Source organism: Chitinophaga sp. HK235, assembly GCF_018255755.1.
In the GTDB taxonomy this organism is placed as follows: Bacteria; Bacteroidota; Bacteroidia; order Chitinophagales; family Chitinophagaceae; genus Chitinophaga.
Map to the genome: position 1 here is coordinate 1,822,587 of NZ_CP073766.1, position 16,881 is coordinate 1,839,467.

A 16,881-nucleotide genomic window follows, 5' to 3' on the forward strand; every position below is an offset into this window, starting at 1 on the left:
TTTTATCACGCTATAAACCACCATGAATTTGCTAATTAACGATGTTTTCTTTGCTGTCCTATTCAGCCAGAATACCTATCAACACTATATTACGAAACAATAAGGTATCCTAAAAAAACAAGCCCCTTCATTACGAAGAGGCTTGTTTTAGGATACCTTATTATATTAGCTTCATTATTTATCTCCTTCAGACAGATACAATAGGCATATATTCGTTTAGTCGTTCGCGTTCCCATTTAAAAGATCTGAGGACCAGATTCTTTTTATGGCAATATTCCCAATCTACTTTTACCGGGAAACCAGGTATTTCAGACAATATCAGATTTCCATTTTTCAACACCGGTTGTACTTTGAAATAATCCTGTATACCATACATCAGTGAATACAGGTACTCCACCTGACACTGTTCATGCGCAGTGGCCACCAAAGCAGCCGTATACCAGGGATATCCACCGGAAGAGAATTCGATATTTTCACGGGAGGCCAGATCTCTTACATTCATCAGTTCCTGCACACTGCCTATCTGGGTAGCTACCGGCTGCAAGTGCCTGACACCCGCATTCACAAGGGCCGGAAATACCAGTGCTGACCGCTCTGATTCCCCGTAGGAAACAGGAACCGCTGTCAGGCTGCATAACTTCCCGATCTGGTCCAAAGAAGCGGAATGGACCGGTTCCTCCAACCAGGAGATGTCAGCGCTTTCCACCTTGTCCAAAAAATGTAGTGCTTCCTCGCAGGTCCATACCTGGTTGGCATCTACCGCAAGACGGACATTCTTTCCCAGCAAGCTCCTTACAAATTTCACCCGCTCCACATCCTCCATCATTCTCCTGCCATGTGCCCTTCCTATTTTCATTTTATAACAATCCACGCCTGCATCCAGAAAATAACTTATCTCTTTTTCCAGCTCCTCTAATGTATAGTTAGCCCCTCCGCCGCTACCATAAATCTTCACTTCACTCCTGTTTGCGCCCAGGTATCTGTGCAAAGGCATTTTACTGCGTTGGGCCGCTATATCATGCAGCGCCAGATCAATCTGGCCAAGCAGCGCGGAAGCCGGCCCCCTGAATCCTTCGTTGCGGATAGACCAGTACATCCTGCGATAAAGATCGGTATACGGTATACCCTTACTATGCAACAGTATCGGCAGCAAACACATTTCCAGGATATTGTTGTACGCGCTGTATATCGGAGCCTCTCCTATAAAACCATCCTGGTCTTCCAGGGAAAGGACCGCAATACCCAATCCCTGAAAAGGCCCCATAGTAGCATCCTCGAAGGGAGTGACTGCCTTTGCCGGTTTCAGCACACTGATCTGAGCGCTCTTAATGTTAAAAAACTCACCACCTATTCTTTGCATCAAAGCTGGTTTTGGTATATGTTACTTAGTCTCACACTGCTCTCGCGGAAACAGGTGCTTCAACAAATTTAGGTGTACCTCCTGTTTATTAGTAGGTTCATTTTAACCAATACCTATGTTTTATTTGCCTGGAAATACTGTATAGTAATGACGCCGGCGCGCTATGTTTTATTCATTGTTGTTCCTGTCAGGAGGCGTTGCCCCTAACAGATGGCGCACAAAAAAGTCGTTGCGTTTATTGCGGCCATAAGGACCACCATCACTATGTCCCATACCCGGTATGGGTAGGAATTCGAAGTTCTTGTTATTTTTTATCAGGGCGTTGATCACGCGGTAAGTGGATTCGGGCGGCACGTTGGTATCTGCCTCTCCCACTATCAGGAGTAGGTCGCCTTTCAGTTTACCGGCATTGGTAACATTGGACTGTTCTTCATAATGTTTGCCTACAGGATATCCCATCCACTGTTCGTTCCACCACTGTTTATCCACGCGGTTATCGTGGCAGCCGCAGGAAGCTGCTGCCGCTTTGTAAAATTCAGGATGGAAGAGCAGGCCACCGAGTGCATTTTGTCCGCCGGCAGAAGTGCCGTACAGCCCTACCCTGGCGGTATCCACGAAAGGATATTTTGCAGCAAGGGCTTTGATCCACAAAATACGGTCAGGGAAACCTGCATCCACCAGGTTTTTCCAGCATACATCATGAAATGCCTTGGAACGGTTGGCAGTGCCCATGCCATCTATCTGTACCACTATAAATCCCAGGTCTGCGAGACGCTGCATGTCTATATAGTAACTCATAAAACTCTTGGGCACATAAGCATCCTGCGGTCCGGCATAAATATTTTCTATCACCGGGTACAACTTATTGCTGTCGTAGTCGGAAGGACGACACATCATCCCCCATATATCTGTTTTCCCGTCCCTGCCCTTTGCAGAGAAAGGCACCGGAAAAGGTACGCCTGTGGCCTGCCACGCACTAAGGTCGGTTCTTTCCAGTACCGTAATGAGTTTAGCATCCATCGTACGACGCAGTTCATTTACAGGGGGTACGTTCACCTGTGAATATTTATCGATATAATATTTTCTGTCGGGAGAAAAAAACACCTGATGATTTCCTCGTGCAGGCGTGAGCGTTACCAGGTTATTACCGTCAAAGCCGATGCGGTAGTGATGGACGAAGTATGGATCTTCGTCCCGCTGCATTCCACCGGCACGGAACCATATCTCCCGTTTTTTGGCATCCACGCTGTCGATGCTGCGAACGACCCATTCACCTTTGGTAATCTGATTCTTTACAGCGCCGGTGAGGGTATTGACCAGGTACACATGGTGCCAGCCGTCCTTTTCAGAGGTCCATAACATTTCGTTTGTTTCGGGTAGGTAATGAGTATAGATGCGGGGCTCATAAAGAAAAGTAGTGGTTTGCTCATCCACTATGTTGCGGGTAGTGCCGGTAAGCGCATCCACTTCGATCACGCGGAAACGCTGGTTGCCGCGATCTATCTTTTCATATAAAAAATAGCGGGGGGCCTTATGCCGCCAGTGCAGGACAGGCGGGCCGTAGAAATCCAGTGCTGCGGCATTTACCGCTGTCACCTTTTTATCTGCCACAGAAAAGATGTGCATCCTATACGCCGGGAAAGGATCTCCGGGCTGCTTATAAGGCTGTGAGCGCAGCTGCCCGCGGGTGGTGCCGGCAACGTCCGTAAGCACGTAATAGACCGATGAATCTATTACAGGGCTGGTGAGGTAACCGACGAAGTACCTGCTGTCGGGCGACCAGGCGAATGCTTCGTAACGCGGGGCATCGCTGCTGTCGGAGCCATTACTGGTGAGTTGCAGCAGCGTACTGTCTTTAGCGGATTGAAGAAATACATTGCCATGAATATTCCTGGCGATCCATTGCCTGTCAGGAGACAGGGAGTCAGCTTCAAAGTCTTTCCATCGTGCAGGCCCCTGTTGCTGCAGCTGCGACTGCATCGTGGCAGCAGCCCGTAACTGTGCGAGCCGGCTGGTATCCTTTATTTCTTCCTTACGGCCGGAAGAAGCCTGCACCAGGTAATATATCTTTGATGTGTCTTTGCTGCTGTTAACCGAATACCAGAATTTTTCTCCGCCCGGGAGCCAGTTGGCCTCCACATTATGCCGGAACACTTTCTTTCTGGTGATGCTATCCAATAGCTGTACTTTGTGGTAACGTTGCACCATTTCCAGGTGAGTAGGCTGATAGGGCGTTTGTGCTATCTGTTGTGCCAGCAGGGATCCGCCAGGCAGGCAACACCCCGCGAGGAATCCAAAAAATTTACTGTATCTCATAAGTATATCTAGTGCTATCAAAAGTAAGTCATTCCCTTAACCCTTAAATATAGCCACTGCGAGATGCTGTTTTTAAACAATTTTTGATGACTTATACACGTATTTTAACCTAAATCCCGTCTGAAAACAGATTTGTGATGACAGGCCGCAGTTGCAAAATCTGCACACTATTGGTTAATAATCGGATAGCACCGGGGCGATGATCGCTGTATTTTGGAAATAGTTACCACCAGCAACACCAAATCTAAACGCTATGCCAGAAACCCCTTCGTTCCGGCCTTCGCTGAAATTGCTCGACGCCACCATGATCGTGGCCGGCAGCATGATCGGTTCAGGTATTTTTATTGTGAGTGCAGATATTACCCGTCATACCGGCAGTGCCGGCTGGCTGCTACTTGTATGGCTGATCACCGGATTTATGACCCTTACGGCCGCCCTGAGCTATGGGGAACTGAGCAGCATGTTTCCCCGGGCAGGCGGACAATATGTATACCTCAAGGAAGCCTATAATCCCATGACAGCCTTTTTATATGGCTGGAGTTTTTTTGCAGTGATACAAACCGCCACCATAGCTGCTGTCGGCGTAGCCTTTGCCAAATTCACCGCCTATCTCCTTCCCTTCTTCAGTGAAGAAAATGTGTTACTGGACCTGGGGATTATACATATCACCGCCGCGCAACTGCTTTCCATTGCTGTTATACTGCTACTCACGTATATGAATACACGTGGTATTGAAGGCGGGAAAGTTATCCAGACCACCCTCACGCTCACCAAGCTGGTGAGTCTTTCGGGACTGATAGTATTCGGTCTGATAGCTATGAAACCGGATGTATGGCAGGCCAACTGGCAACAGGCATGGCAACTGCATCCACTCAGTGCAGACAATACGCCGGCATCCTATACCGCCATCGCCTCCCTCGGCGCCATTGCCGCTGCCATGGTAGGATCAGTGTTCAGCAGTGATTCGTGGCATAACGTAGCCTTTGTTGCAGGAGAGATCAGAAACCCCAAACGTAACATCGGCCTGAGTCTGTTCCTGGGCACCGCCATAGTCACCATCATCTATCTGCTTACCAACATCACCTATCTGACCCTGCTGCCCCTCCATGAAATAGCTTACGCTCCCAAAGACCGTGTGGGTGTTGCCGCATCACAGGTCATATTCGGGCAGGCAGGCACTGTCATCATCGCACTCATGATCATGATCTCCACCTTCGGCTGCAACAACGGGCTGATACTAGCCGGAGCCCGCGTATATTATACCATGGCCAATGACGGCCTTTTCTTTAAAAAAGCCGGACAACTCAACAAAGCAGCAGTCCCCTCCTTCGCCCTGTGGATACAATGCATTTTCGCCGGCATCTGGTGCCTCAGCGGCCGCTATGGCGATCTGCTGGACATGATATCTTTTGTAGTAGTCGCCTTTTATATGCTCACCATTGCAGGCATATTTATCCTGCGCATCAAAAGACCAGATGCAGAACGTCCTTACAGGGCATTCGGCTATCCCCTGCTGCCCATACTCTATATTGTGATGGGGCTCTCATTTTGCGGGCTGCTGTTTGTATTTAAACCACGATTTACCTGGCCAGGTCTGCTGATCACGCTTTCGGGCGTACCTATTTATAAATTACTGAAGAAAAGAGAGAGGAGTGGCTTATGAGTGAACAGCGGGCTAACTGATAAAAATGGGGCTGACCAAAAGTAATGGTCAGCCCCAAACTATAGCATACATCTTATCAATCATTCAATCCCTTTCCTTCCAAAATCTGTTCGATACATTTTTCAATTCTCGATTCCCGGGTTTTGGATTGTTTGGGGGCAGAAAAATAAAGCAGATACCCTCTTTGCCGTCCTGGTGTCAGGGCTTCAAAAGCAGTTTTTAAGGCGGCCATTTCATCTAGTTTATGCTGAAATTCCTCCGGCATATTGAACTCAGGCGTTTTTTTGTACTTCACTGCCAAACCAGCCTTTTCCACTTCAATAGCTTCATAAATATAAGCTTTCACAATGGGCGCCATTTTCACTAATTCCTTGAGACTGGTGAACCGGAGCTGACGCGCTGCCTGCACATTTTCCGTCTGCTGCACCAACAGATTATTTACATCTCCCAGTAAGGCTCCTTTAAAAAACAGTACCGCACAGTAATCCTTAAAGCCATGTATTAAGACGATGTTATTGTTCTGATAGGTGTAACAAGGAACACCCCATTTTAATTCTTCCGTCAGCCCGCAGTCAAGAATGATGGTTCTCAACTGCTCAAATTCCTTCTCCCAATTTTCGGCTTTATCAAAAAACCAATCCACTTTAGGATTCATGTTGTTCACTATTTATTAATTAACGGAAAGTACTTTTCTGTCCACAGGTCTGAAATACCATGATATCACGGTCAGTGTAAGCAACAGCAGGGAAGGAAATATATCCTTCATAGGATCACCTGATATGATATGTGAAACCACCGCTCCTGACATTACAAAGAAAAAGCCTGCATAAGCCCACTCCTTCAGTAAAGGGAATTTAGGAACAAGTATTGCTATCACTCCAAAAATTTTCCAGACACCTATAATTGTGAGGAAATAGGCAGGATAGCCCAGGTGTGTCATATAATCCGTTTCGGTTTTCATTTTAAGCACCTGTACCATTGCAGTGGATAACATACCTAATGCCATCCAGAGTGTAGCGATCCAATAGATGATTTTATTCCTTTTAGTCATGGTCTGTTAATTTAAATGTATGAAGGATATTGCGGATTATTTCAGTTTATGAAGAGCTTCTTCGAGGCGTTTGTGGGCAATGTTGATACCTTGTTTAAAGGGCATCTTCAGCACCTGGTCTCTTTGCGCCACGGATTCGTATATAACATGCATGGTGAGTTTACTGGTGTCGTCGCTAAGTGTTTCGAACTCATAAACCTCCAGCTGAACACCAAAGGGCGTATTCTCCATTTCAAAGGTCCGGATGATTTTCCGGTCCGGAATCAGCTCATGGATCACACCATTGGCCCTCATGGCCACGTTTCCCTGAGCGTCCGGGGTTTCAATCTGCCAACTGCCGTACTTTTTGCTCTCCAGCTTTAATACTTTCGTGCACATCCATTGCTCCACAATATCAGCTTCTACATACGCCCTGAAAAGTAAATCTACCGGCAAATCAAACTCTCTGGTAATCACTAGGTCGAGTCTGCCGTCTTCGGCATTGACTTTGGTCTTTTGTTCCATGCTATTTTTTTGTTTTGTAGGTTTTCATGATGGCTTCCAGTTTATTAAACCTGTCATCCCACATTTTGCGGAAGGGTTCTATAAAATCGGCTACTTCTTTCATTTTTTTTGCATTGAGGTGATAATAAATTTCCCTTCCGTTCTGCTCCTGTTCCAGTAACTCACATTCCGTGAGTATTTGCAGATGCTTGGAAATGGTCGGCCTTGCCGTATCAAAATTAGAGGCTATTGCCCCTGCTGTCAGGGCCTGCGAAGCAACCAACAATAGTATAGCCCTTCTTGTCGGGTCTGCTATCGCTTGAAATACATCTCTTCTTAAATTCATTGCGTAGCTATTTGACTACAAATATATACGTAGCCATTTAACTACACAAATTTTTCTTCAGAAATTTTATAATAAAATTTAATCATATTGATTATGAATTAGTTAAAAGAAACACGATGACAAAAAAAATGACAAGTCAATTATTTTTGACTTGTCATTTAATACTTTTCGATAGTAGTATTATTACCGCTTCACCACTCTGGAGGCCACATAAGCAAACAGCCCCTGCACCAGACCGGAAACAGCGCCCACTACCGGCCCCATCATCAGCATCATTAACCGCGGACTATCCGGCATCGGCATTTTCGCCATCATTTCTGCTTCCTCCAGATGCCAGGACAGGTAAGTTTTATATAACAGTATATGCACTCCCGTTATCCATACACAGTTAAAAAGACTCAGCATAAATCCGTGCAGAAAAAACTTCGAGGTACAATACTTCGCGATGAAATAAGCGCAGATAATAAAAATAGCAATCCAGCAAAAAGGCTCCACTTTGGAAGGAATAAAATAAACAGTGCCCAGCGCCATCGCCAGACCGAAAAATGATAACTTAAAAATTAAGCTCCAATTCATATGTAACAGTTTAGGTTTGTCTCAACAGGAAATGCCCGTTCTTCACAGGACTCAGTAGTGATTCCGGCACTAAATATACATATATTCGTCTTAAATGAAATATACCTTTCTGAAGGTCTGTTATTATCCGCTACCACCCATTGGATAACATCTGTTATCCCAACGTAAACGTATATACAAAACATCTGGACAGCCTGTATGACCATTACAGCGGATCCACGCTTTAATGCGCTTTTGGTTTTAATTGGATTACGAAGTATCTTTAGAATCTCAACTGGCACTAAGCACTATAGAATTCGTCATAAATCCCCAAAAGATTTAAAGAAGCAGCTTCTCTTATTTGCATAACACGACATAATCGTAAGACCAATGTCTGGTGATAACCATTCTCCTGTAAAACCGGCATCGTTTCTCAGCAGTATGATGGATAATACTACAGAAACGAAATCCAATGCCATTGATATTCCTAAAATATCGCTGCCCAAAGGCGGAGGCGCATTAAAGAATATTGATGAAAAATTTACGGTAAACCCCTCCAACGGTACGGCTTCCCTATCGATACCACTACCTTTCTCTCCTAACCGCAACGGGTTTACCCCTCAGCTGTCACTTATCTATAATTCCGGTACCGGTAACAGTCTTTTTGGTATCGGCTGGAACCTGCCACTGACAGCCATCCAGCGGAGCACCGATAAAAAACTGCCACAGTATGCAGATACAACAGACGTAAATCTTATTGAACAGGAAGATTCTTTTATGCTGTCCGGCATGGAAGAATTAGTGGCAGTAACAGATAAGGATAACGCTATTGTACAATCCACTCACAATGGCTTTATCGTACGGGAGTACCGTCCACGCATCGAAAGCGGCTTTTCCCGCATCGAACGCATATATCATCCCGACAAAGGCTACTACTGGCGGGTAACTTCCAGAGAGAATATCACTACCTGGTTTGGATACAGCCCTGCCTGTCGCCTTGCTGATCCTGCCCACCCGGAGCGGATTTTTTCCTGGCTTCCGGAACTTAGCTACGACAACAAGGGAAGCTGGATATTATATACCTATAAGGCTGAAGATCTCAATGGTGTTACGAATGAAGTATATGAACGGAACCGGTTTAACAAGCAGGCATTATTCGTCAACCAGCACCTCAGCTCAGTGCAATACGGTAATACAACCGCCTACTACCCCGATCCCAACCAGCCTTATGATGTACAGTTACCACAGGACATGAGTTGCTGTTTCGAACTATTGCTGGATTATGGTGAGTATAACACATTGACTCCTCAACCAGGAAACGTACAGCCCTGGCCATCCCGCAAAGATCCTTATTCCTCCTTCCGTGCAGGCTTTGAGACAAGGACCTACCGTTTATGCAAACGGGCACTGATGTTCCATCATTTTCCGGATTTAAACGGTGGCGCACCTACGCTGGTGCGTTCCCTGGACTTTGATTATACACCATCTGCCACACAGGTAAATGAAACAAACCTCCCTGTGGAAGTTACCTTTCTTTCTGCTAACCAGCCCCAGCAACTCAACAGATAAGATAAAAGATCAGGGAGACAAAACAGCCAACGATATCAAGCCATTGGAATACTACGAAATAAAAATGGCCTGGAGTGAATACCGGAATGGAAAATGGACACAGAAACAGGTCAGCAAGGAAGGTGCCACCACCAATAATATTGATCCCAGCCACGATCTGCCCTACTTTAAATTTGTACCATTCATCTCCAATGACAACGTATTGATCAGTGTTGATGATTACCTGGACAGCGATGGCGGCTTTCTCAACACCTTCAGGTTTGAAGGCAGCAAACTGGTTCTCGACAGCACCACCCATAACGCCAGCTCTGGTGTCCCCATTAATTATTTCAACAAAACAAATACCTATTCACTCCAGACCTGGCAGTTTAACAATGATATCAGAACCAATCATACCTTATCTTTCGATGATCAGATATCTAAAACAACCATCAGTCATTTCTTCACTTTCCACGGAACGAATTTTTATCATCCGTATGCACATCAGTTATTAGGCCTCATTAACAGTGCGGAACTCAACAATTTCTTTTCATTCAATGTAAAAGGCATACTCACACAATCTGATAAAGAAGATGCATTTGGCGCCGGTGTTGATTCGATTGGCACAAGAACCTATCACGAACTAAAACGGCCCTATTCACTTTACAACTGGGAGTTGTTTTTCCATGCACCGATGATGCTGGCCAATGCACTGAGCAAGGCCCAGCAATTTGAAGAAGCGATGAAATGGTATCATTATGTATTTAACCCTATGGCTGAAGGCACCAGTGATAAAAGATGCTGGGAGTTCAGTCCGTTCAGGGAAATAGATGCTACCCATATCCTGGAAAAAATATTTAATCTCTTAAAGCCCAACACCGCTGATGCAGCCATCTCAGAATGGCGCAACAACCCCTACATGCCGCATCTGGTGGCCCGTAGCCGTCCTGTTGCGTACATGAAATGGGTAGTGATGAAATACCTGGATAACCTGATCGCATGGGGTGATTATCTGTTCCGTCAGGATTCGATTGAATCCATTAATCAGGCTACACAGCTGTATGTGCTGGCAGGGCATATCCTGAGGCCCCGTCCCCAACTGATACCTAAGAGAGGGACCATACAGCCACAGACATATCTGTCGATGCTGGGCAAATGGGATGCTTTCTCCAATGCGGCCACAGAGCTGGGACTGGCGGCACCCTACAGTAGCCAGATTGACCAGCCCTTTGTCCTGACCGGCGGCGGAAAGGAAATAGCGTTTGCCAACATCTTCGGATTTGCCAGCGCATTGTATTTCTGCATCCCGTCAAACCCACAACTGATGGGATATTGGGATACGCTGGCAGATCGTTTGTATAAGATCAGGCATTGCGAAAATATAGAAGGTGTATTCAGGATACTGCCGTTGTTCCAGCCGCCGATAGATCCGGGATTGCTGGTGAAGGCAGTCGCACAGGGGCTTAGCATCGCCTCTGTGTTAAATGATCTTAATACGCCGATGCCCAATTACCGCTTTTATTACCTGCTGCAAAAAGCGCTGGAGCTGTGCGGAGAGCTGAAATCCATGGGAGGCGCCATGCTCAACGCCATGGAGAAAAAGACAATGAAACCATCTCCCAGATCCGTAGCAGGCACGAAAGCGTCATGTACAATCTTCAGATGGAAGTGAGGAAGCTGCAGCTGGATGAGGCACAGAAAACACTGGACAGCCTGGTGGAGAACCGGCGCCTGCCTGCACTCCGCATGCAGTATTTCCTTCAACTGATAGGAGAAGACCCCAGCAAGGTACCGGGAACAGACAGCGACTTCAGCGAGCTGGCCAACGGCATAGAAGTACCTGTAGATGACAGTGGCTTAAAACTGATCTCCTATGAAAAGGAAGATATGGATAAAGCCAGCGCTGCTGCCGACTGGCAGACAGGCATCGGCGTAGTTGAAACACTGGCCTCTGTTTTCCATGCCCTGCCTACCATGAATATACATGGTACCCCGCTGGGTATAGGCGTGGCCGCATGCTGGGGATTTCCCAATCTCGCCAATGCTACCAGCGCTGTTGCAAGAGGATTAAAGATTCATGCAGACTATCTCGCTTATCAGTCTTCCCACGCGAGCAAAAAAGGCGGCTTCTTACGAGCCATGCAGGACAGGATCATGCAGGCCAATGCTGCCGGACGTGAGGTAAAACAGATCGATAAACAGATTACCACACAACAGATACGTATCCAGGTTGCCAATCAGGAAATTACAAACATCCAGCAACAGATAGATAGTTCCGCAGAAGTAGAAGATTTTCTGAAAAACAAATATACCAACGAAGAACTCTATACCTGGATGAAAGATAACATGCGGGCGCTTTATCATCAGGTATATAATGTTGCCTACGAACTGGCAAAGAAGGCAGAAAAAGCATTCCGGTTTGAACGCGGCCTTACAGACTCTGATTTCATCCAGACCGGCTACTGGGACGCCTCACGCGACGGCCTGCTGGCAGGAGAACAGTTATATGTCAGTCTCAAACAACTGGAAGCTACCTATCAGAGCGAACGAGGATATGATTATGAGATCGTCAAACATATTTCTCTCCGGCAGATCAACCCGCTGGCGGTATTGCAGCTAAAAGCCACCGGCCAGTGCGAATTTGAACTGCCTGAATCACTGTTTGACATGGATTATCCGGGTCATTACAACCGTCGTATAAAATCGGTGGCACTATCCATCCCCTGTATCGTTGGCCCGTATACAGGTCTGAACGCAACATTGCGGATTATGGAAAATAAATTCCGAAATTCTCCCATTGCCAAAGATGCCAATGATTACCCTGAAAAACAGGAGGAGCAAGATGATCGTTTCAGCAGCTTTATTATTCCGATCACTGCAATAGCGGCCAGTACCGCACAAAACGACAGCGGTGTGTTTGACCTGAACTTCAAGGATGAGCGTTACCTGCCATTTGAAGGCGCCGGTGTAATCAGTAAACTGCGGCTCGAACTGCCCTCTTTCAGGCAATTCAACTACGACACTATTTCTGATGCCGTCGTTCATCTCCGGTATACCGCCTCTGAAGGTGGTAACCGTTTGGCCAAGGCTGCCGCAGGCACTGTCAGCAACCTCTTGAAAAGTATTGAGGGATTGGGCAAAGACGAAGGATTCTTTGCAGTAGTAGACGTGCTGCATGACCTTCCCATTGAATGGCACCAGGCATTACAGCAGAAAACGCCCGGCAATGAAATTTCGCTTCCGTTGGATAAAGTAATGGACTTCCTCCCTTATTACACCCGTATCAAAGATGACGGGACATTAAGAGATATAAAAAAGATCAATGCCGGAGATGTTACCGCGGTAATAGCTACTGCCTCCAATGTTGGTTTGTCTCTCCTACAACAGGAAACGTCTTTCGATTTCAGCCCCGCGGCAAAGATCGGTACCAACAAGGTTTTCACCTGTGCAACCGACGAAGCTAAATTCAACAACTGGGCGCTTAAAGTCACAGGAGTGGACCAGGAAATTGAAAAACTCTGGCTGATAATACGGTTTGTATTGAAAAACTAAATAAGCTAAAACTTATCAGGTGATCCCGGCCGGATCACCTGATAAGAAATTGCAATTGTACAAAAACAGGCTATATAGGAAATGGGTTAGTTTTCATCTACGAAATAACTTACTTCAAGAAATTTATCAGCAGCACCTTCTTCTACCTGATCTACTGTTCTTAATAATCACATTGGAAGCTACCATCCCTTTGTCATTTACTTCTGAAGGTAATAGGTCATGTGCCTTATATTTATTATAACTTTCCTGCAGCTCAGCATCGAATTTATCCATGATGGCCGCCTTCGAATTTTCATCAAGACCAGCGATGGCTAATTCCAGGAATAGTATTTCCTTTTGTTTTCCGAAGTATAGCCCTGCTACCTTGCCTACCTCTGAATGGCTTATGCTTCGATCATTGGAATGAGTAAAAATGTTGTAAAATCTTCCACCATTATCCAAATGGCTGATTGCTTCAGCAGCGTCTTTAAAGGGTTTGATTTTTTCCATTGCTTAAAATTTAGTGCTATCGTTTATTCCAACAGGATATTGCATCCTGATAAATTTAATCTTTTTAAAATCAAAAAAACAACCCATGACGTCAATACGCTATTCACCCAGGCAGATTAAACAGGTATCCAGGCATAAATCCACATATATATGAAGAAAGCAGATCTAAAGAAATACATCCTCGCTGGCAATACAACACTAAAGTAATCGTGATCACATGATAAACTGACCAAATCCAATACCATTAAAGCATTCGGAGCTTTTATTTATCAGTTGCAATACCTATATTCCGTTTTAAGGCTGGATGAATCAGGATGCTTTTTTCGACTGTCATTTATTACGTTATCTATTTTTCCCGTATGAAATACTTAATACCATTTTATTTTTTTATTATCTGCAGTAGTTACACTTTCGCCCAGGAAAAAATCCCTCCGGTAAAACCAGCTGTAGCTGGCAAGGATAGCAGCAAATCACTCAGAGAAGTAAACGTAGTTGCGCAAAAACCTTTCATCGCAATTGATAAGAATAAAATCATTTTATCTATTGATAAAAACAAAGTGGCCGGACAATCTGTTGCGGACATACTAAAAAAGGCACCCGGAATCACCATTCAAAACAATATCATTCTCTTTGAAGGCAGGCCCATCACTGCTCAGATGAAAGGGAAAACTATTCATCTATCTCTTTCAACACTAACAGACTTCCTGGGTGCGACGGCTGCCACCGCCATCAATGAGATAGAGATCATAACAGTTCCGCTCTCAAACGTGGATGCATCCGCTACCAGCGCGATCATTAATCTGAAACCGGCCAAAATTCCGGCCAACGGGTATAACACCAATCTCAACTTCAAAATAGGCACCAGGTCGGATTTTGGCAATGGTGGCATAGGAACAGCCGTTAATTTTAAATACAACAAACTCTCCGGTTTGGCTGCCATCAATTATTCCAGAGACCATCAGCTGAGTAAAGAAGAAGTCACCCGCAACTTAACGCCCACAGAAAAAAACAAGACTTCTTTGATACATGAACTCAACAACAGTAACAGTCAACCGGAAAACATACCGTTATCACTGAGCCTGGAATATACATTGAGCCCAAGAAGCCAGATAGGAACAGTCGTAAATGCCCTGTTTTCCAATACCTCAACAGAGCGGCATAACACCTCATCGATCTTCCTTCACCCCTTATCCACCGACGCTGCCGATTCGCTCATCACCATGCCGGGTACTCAAAAAAAACAAGGTCAATCTGGCGCCATCGACCTATACTATAGATTGAAACTGGATACGGCAGGCCAGGAATTAAACTTCAACACCGCCTATTCAAAAGGACATAGCACCTATATTAACTCGCAGGACTATGATTATTTCCTGACTGATGGCAGTTCCTATCAAACATCATCCAGCCTTAACCAATCCTCTGTCATGGATTTAGTTACCAAAAGCATACAGGTGGACTATATCAAACCAATCCGGAAAATTAAACTGGAATCCGGATTAAAATATGGCTGGACAAGTGTTAACCAAAACCTGCAGCAAACTATAACCAACAAAAACGGCTCTACTCAATTGAATGACGAACCCGCCTATGACGAAAATATTTTTGCGGGATATGTAAACCTGTCCGGCGCCATCGGTAATACCAGCTATTCAATTGGTGTAAGAGGAGAAAACACTGCTATTAAATCATTCCCCATAGATACCTATGGAAGCACAAACAGAAGCTATTTCAAGGTATTTCCCACCTTACTTTTTTCCAGGAGAGCAGGCCAAAGCAGCTTTGTTTTGAGTTATAAAAAGAGTATTGAAAGACCCCGCTTCTCCCGCTTGACAAATTTCAAATATTACATAAGTCCTTTCTACTATTATACCGGTAACCCTGGCTTACAGCCTTATTTCCAAAATGCCACCAGGTTTTCCTGGACATTTAAAAACAGATTCCAGGTAGTAGCCAGTTACACCTGGTACAAAAACAACATGCTGGAATATGCTGAACTGGACACTATTAACAATATTACGAGAGGATTGATTGCTAATAACGGAGACTTTAGAAGTGCTATTCTGAACCCCAATTATTTTGCAAACATGACCAAATGGTGGTATACCAACACCGGCTTCAGAATTATGCAAAGACACCTTGGCTTTGTCTCCAATCAACAATCAACCAGCTTAGACAACACAAACTTTAGCGTTAATACATTAAATACCTTCACCCTTTCCAAAAGCATGAAATGTGAGTTTTATGCTTATTATAATTCTCCTACTTATTATAGTGCCTCTAAAACCGGCGAGTTTTATTTCGTGGATGTAAGCATCTTTAAAAATGTATTAAAAGGAATGGGACAGCTTTCTCTTTCCGTAAGCGATATTTTTTTCACGAATATTTCAAAGTCAGATGCCCAATATGCACTAATCAGCTATAAATCCAGCAACAATTGGGATAGCCGGAATGTTCTTCTAGGGTTCAATTACCGGTTCGGCAGCAAAAGTTATAAAAGTAATCAGTTAAAGAAGTCTTCAGCCACCGATGATATTAAAAGCAGGTCATATTGACCTGTGATTTCCCGAAAGGGAAATAATCACAACTTATCGGGCAATTCACTCACTGCCTACGTCTGTTTTTCAAGCCATCTTTGTATCGTCAATCCAAACAAAAAACCTTCAAAATCTAACAAAATGAAAAATCAGGCAAACACTCAGGCAGTAAAAAACATAGTTTTAGTTCACGGTGCATTCGCTGATGGCTCCGGTTACAAAGGTCTTTATCAATCCCTTACCCAACAAGGGTATAATGTTACCATCGTACAAAATCCACTAACTTCTCTGGAAGACGACGTGACTGCGACCAGGGTTGCACTGGATGCTCAGGATGGCCCTGCCATCCTCGCCGGACACTCCTGGGGCGGTGCCGTTATTACTCAGGCGGGCAACCACCCCAACGTGGCAGGACTGGTTTATATCGCGGCCTTCCAGCCAGACAATAATGAGTCTGCATTGCAGTGGTTTCAGACCATCCAGCCGGCCCCTGAGAATGGTGTACTGCCTCCGAATGAAAAAGGAATCGTTTATTATGATAAAGCCAGGTACCATGCCGGTTTTTGTGCTGATCTGAGTGAAGAGGATGCTGCCTTCATGTATGCTTCTCAAGGCGCATTTTATGCCGAATGTTTTGTTACCCCTATCACGGATGCCGCCTGGAGAAATAAGCCTACCTATGGCATCGTTGCTACAGACGACAAAAGTATCCATCCCGATATCCAGCGTAATATGTACAAACGCTCTAATACCCAGGTGACAGAGATCAAAGGCAGCCATGCTGTTTACATTTCACAACCACAAAAAGTAGCTGCTGTCATTGCCGAAGCAGCACAGGAAGCATCCCTTTAATAACATACATTCCAGCTTATAACACAGGCCCCATTTGCCGTTTGCAGCAAATGGGGCCTGTGTTATAAAGGCACATCAGCACAAACTAAATTTTGGCCTTCGATTGATCTTTCGTACTTTAAACGTGAA

14 protein-coding genes are annotated in these 16,881 nt (G+C 45.1%); 6 read left to right on the plus strand and 8 right to left on the minus strand.

All coding sequences use genetic code 11. The features are described 5' to 3' along the window. Positions 1–187: 187 nt before the first annotated feature. Together KD145_RS05740 and KD145_RS05745 are read right to left on the minus strand one after the other, a co-directional pair. Positions 188–1,360 carry an enolase C-terminal domain-like protein gene (locus KD145_RS05740; RefSeq protein ID WP_212004950.1) on the minus strand — a complete coding sequence of 391 codons (1,173 nt, stop codon included), beginning with the start codon at positions 1,358–1,360 and terminating at the stop codon, positions 188–190. 168 nt (positions 1,361–1,528) lie between these two features. After that, a complete protein-coding gene (locus KD145_RS05745; RefSeq protein ID WP_212004951.1) occupies positions 1,529–3,676 on the minus strand; it encodes a S9 family peptidase in 2,148 nt (715 codons plus the stop codon). A 253-nt stretch (positions 3,677–3,929) separates the two neighbouring features. Here KD145_RS05745 and KD145_RS05750 point away from each other — a divergent pair, with 253 nt between their 5' ends. Further along, complete coding sequence (locus KD145_RS05750) at positions 3,930–5,339, plus strand: APC family permease (RefSeq protein WP_212004952.1); 1,410 nt, start codon at positions 3,930–3,932, stop codon at positions 5,337–5,339. Between the two features lie 76 nt (positions 5,340–5,415). On the opposite strand, the gene KD145_RS05755 is transcribed toward KD145_RS05750, so the two are convergent. The 5 genes from KD145_RS05755 to KD145_RS05775 form a co-directional block, all read right to left on the minus strand. Beyond that, positions 5,416–5,994: a YdeI family protein gene (locus KD145_RS05755; protein WP_212004953.1), complete on the minus strand. Its 579-nt coding sequence runs from the start codon at positions 5,992–5,994 to the stop codon at positions 5,416–5,418. A 15-nt stretch (positions 5,995–6,009) separates the two neighbouring features. Further along, positions 6,010–6,390 (minus strand): DoxX family protein, encoded by a 381-nt coding sequence (locus KD145_RS05760; protein ID WP_212004954.1) that lies wholly within the window; start codon positions 6,388–6,390, stop codon positions 6,010–6,012. 36 nt (positions 6,391–6,426) lie between these two features. Then, positions 6,427–6,894, minus strand: a complete 468-nt coding sequence (locus KD145_RS05765) for an SRPBCC domain-containing protein (RefSeq protein ID WP_212004955.1) — start codon at positions 6,892–6,894, stop codon at positions 6,427–6,429. Between the two features lies 1 nt (position 6,895). Beyond that, complete coding sequence (locus KD145_RS05770) at positions 6,896–7,219, minus strand: helix-turn-helix transcriptional regulator (RefSeq protein WP_212004956.1); 324 nt, start codon at positions 7,217–7,219, stop codon at positions 6,896–6,898. A gap of 183 nt (positions 7,220–7,402) precedes the next feature. After that, positions 7,403–7,795 carry a hypothetical protein gene (locus KD145_RS05775; RefSeq protein ID WP_212004957.1) on the minus strand — a complete coding sequence of 131 codons (393 nt, stop codon included), beginning with the start codon at positions 7,793–7,795 and terminating at the stop codon, positions 7,403–7,405. Positions 7,796–8,164: 369 nt separating this feature from the next. Between KD145_RS05775 and KD145_RS05780 the strand changes: the two genes are divergently transcribed. The 3 genes from KD145_RS05780 to KD145_RS05785 all read left to right on the plus strand — a co-directional run bounded on the left by KD145_RS05780 (position 8,165) and on the right by KD145_RS05785 (position 12,874). Next, positions 8,165–9,343, plus strand: coding sequence for a SpvB/TcaC N-terminal domain-containing protein (locus tag KD145_RS05780; protein WP_212004958.1), 1,179 nt, complete (start codon positions 8,165–8,167; stop codon positions 9,341–9,343). Beyond that, complete coding sequence (locus KD145_RS32225; RefSeq protein WP_249219745.1) at positions 9,276–10,994, plus strand: neuraminidase-like domain-containing protein; 1,719 nt, start codon at positions 9,276–9,278, stop codon at positions 10,992–10,994. The genes KD145_RS05780 and KD145_RS32225 overlap by 68 nt, the downstream gene beginning before the upstream one ends. A 482-nt stretch (positions 10,995–11,476) precedes the next feature. Then, positions 11,477–12,874 carry a hypothetical protein gene (locus KD145_RS05785; RefSeq protein ID WP_249219839.1) on the plus strand — a complete coding sequence of 466 codons (1,398 nt, stop codon included), beginning with the start codon at positions 11,477–11,479 and terminating at the stop codon, positions 12,872–12,874. Between the two features lie 126 nt (positions 12,875–13,000). Here the strand turns inward: KD145_RS05785 and KD145_RS05790 are convergent, their stop codons facing one another. Beyond that, positions 13,001–13,363 (minus strand): hypothetical protein, encoded by a 363-nt coding sequence (locus tag KD145_RS05790; RefSeq protein ID WP_212004960.1) that lies wholly within the window; start codon positions 13,361–13,363, stop codon positions 13,001–13,003. A 359-nt stretch (positions 13,364–13,722) separates the two neighbouring features. Between KD145_RS05790 and KD145_RS05795 the strand changes: the two genes are divergently transcribed. Both KD145_RS05795 and KD145_RS05800 read left to right on the plus strand, forming a co-directional pair. Beyond that, positions 13,723–15,918: an outer membrane beta-barrel family protein gene (locus tag KD145_RS05795; protein ID WP_212004961.1), complete on the plus strand. Its 2,196-nt coding sequence runs from the start codon at positions 13,723–13,725 to the stop codon at positions 15,916–15,918. Positions 15,919–16,041: 123 nt separating this feature from the next. Next, positions 16,042–16,752, plus strand: a complete 711-nt coding sequence (locus KD145_RS05800; protein ID WP_212004962.1) for an alpha/beta hydrolase — start codon at positions 16,042–16,044, stop codon at positions 16,750–16,752. Positions 16,753–16,881: the final 129 nt, after the last annotated feature.

Bases quoted from the DNA above. Each gene is read 5' to 3' on its own strand.
- KD145_RS05755 (WP_212004953.1), bottom strand. From the start codon at position 5,994: ATGAATCCTAAAGTGGATTGGTTTTTTGATAAAGCCGAAAATTGGGAG.
- KD145_RS05770 (WP_212004956.1), bottom strand. From the start codon at position 7,219: ATGAATTTAAGAAGAGATGTATTTCAAGCGATAGCAGACCCGACAAGA.
- KD145_RS05740 (WP_212004950.1), bottom strand. From the start codon at position 1,360: ATGCAAAGAATAGGTGGTGAGTTTTTTAACATTAAGAGCGCTCAGATC.
- KD145_RS05785 (WP_249219839.1), top strand. From the start codon at position 11,477: ATGCAGGCCAATGCTGCCGGACGTGAGGTAAAACAGATCGATAAACAG.
- KD145_RS05765 (WP_212004955.1), bottom strand. From the start codon at position 6,894: ATGGAACAAAAGACCAAAGTCAATGCCGAAGACGGCAGACTCGACCTA.
- KD145_RS05790 (WP_212004960.1), bottom strand. From the start codon at position 13,363: ATGGAAAAAATCAAACCCTTTAAAGACGCTGCTGAAGCAATCAGCCAT.
- KD145_RS05795 (WP_212004961.1), top strand. From the start codon at position 13,723: ATGAAATACTTAATACCATTTTATTTTTTTATTATCTGCAGTAGTTAC.
- KD145_RS32225 (WP_249219745.1), top strand. From the start codon at position 9,276: ATGAAACAAACCTCCCTGTGGAAGTTACCTTTCTTTCTGCTAACCAGC.
- KD145_RS05745 (WP_212004951.1), bottom strand. From the start codon at position 3,676: ATGAGATACAGTAAATTTTTTGGATTCCTCGCGGGGTGTTGCCTGCCT.
- KD145_RS05775 (WP_212004957.1), bottom strand. From the start codon at position 7,795: ATGAATTGGAGCTTAATTTTTAAGTTATCATTTTTCGGTCTGGCGATG.
- KD145_RS05800 (WP_212004962.1), top strand. From the start codon at position 16,042: ATGAAAAATCAGGCAAACACTCAGGCAGTAAAAAACATAGTTTTAGTT.
- KD145_RS05750 (WP_212004952.1), top strand. From the start codon at position 3,930: ATGCCAGAAACCCCTTCGTTCCGGCCTTCGCTGAAATTGCTCGACGCC.
- KD145_RS05780 (WP_212004958.1), top strand. From the start codon at position 8,165: ATGTCTGGTGATAACCATTCTCCTGTAAAACCGGCATCGTTTCTCAGC.
- KD145_RS05760 (WP_212004954.1), bottom strand. From the start codon at position 6,390: ATGACTAAAAGGAATAAAATCATCTATTGGATCGCTACACTCTGGATG.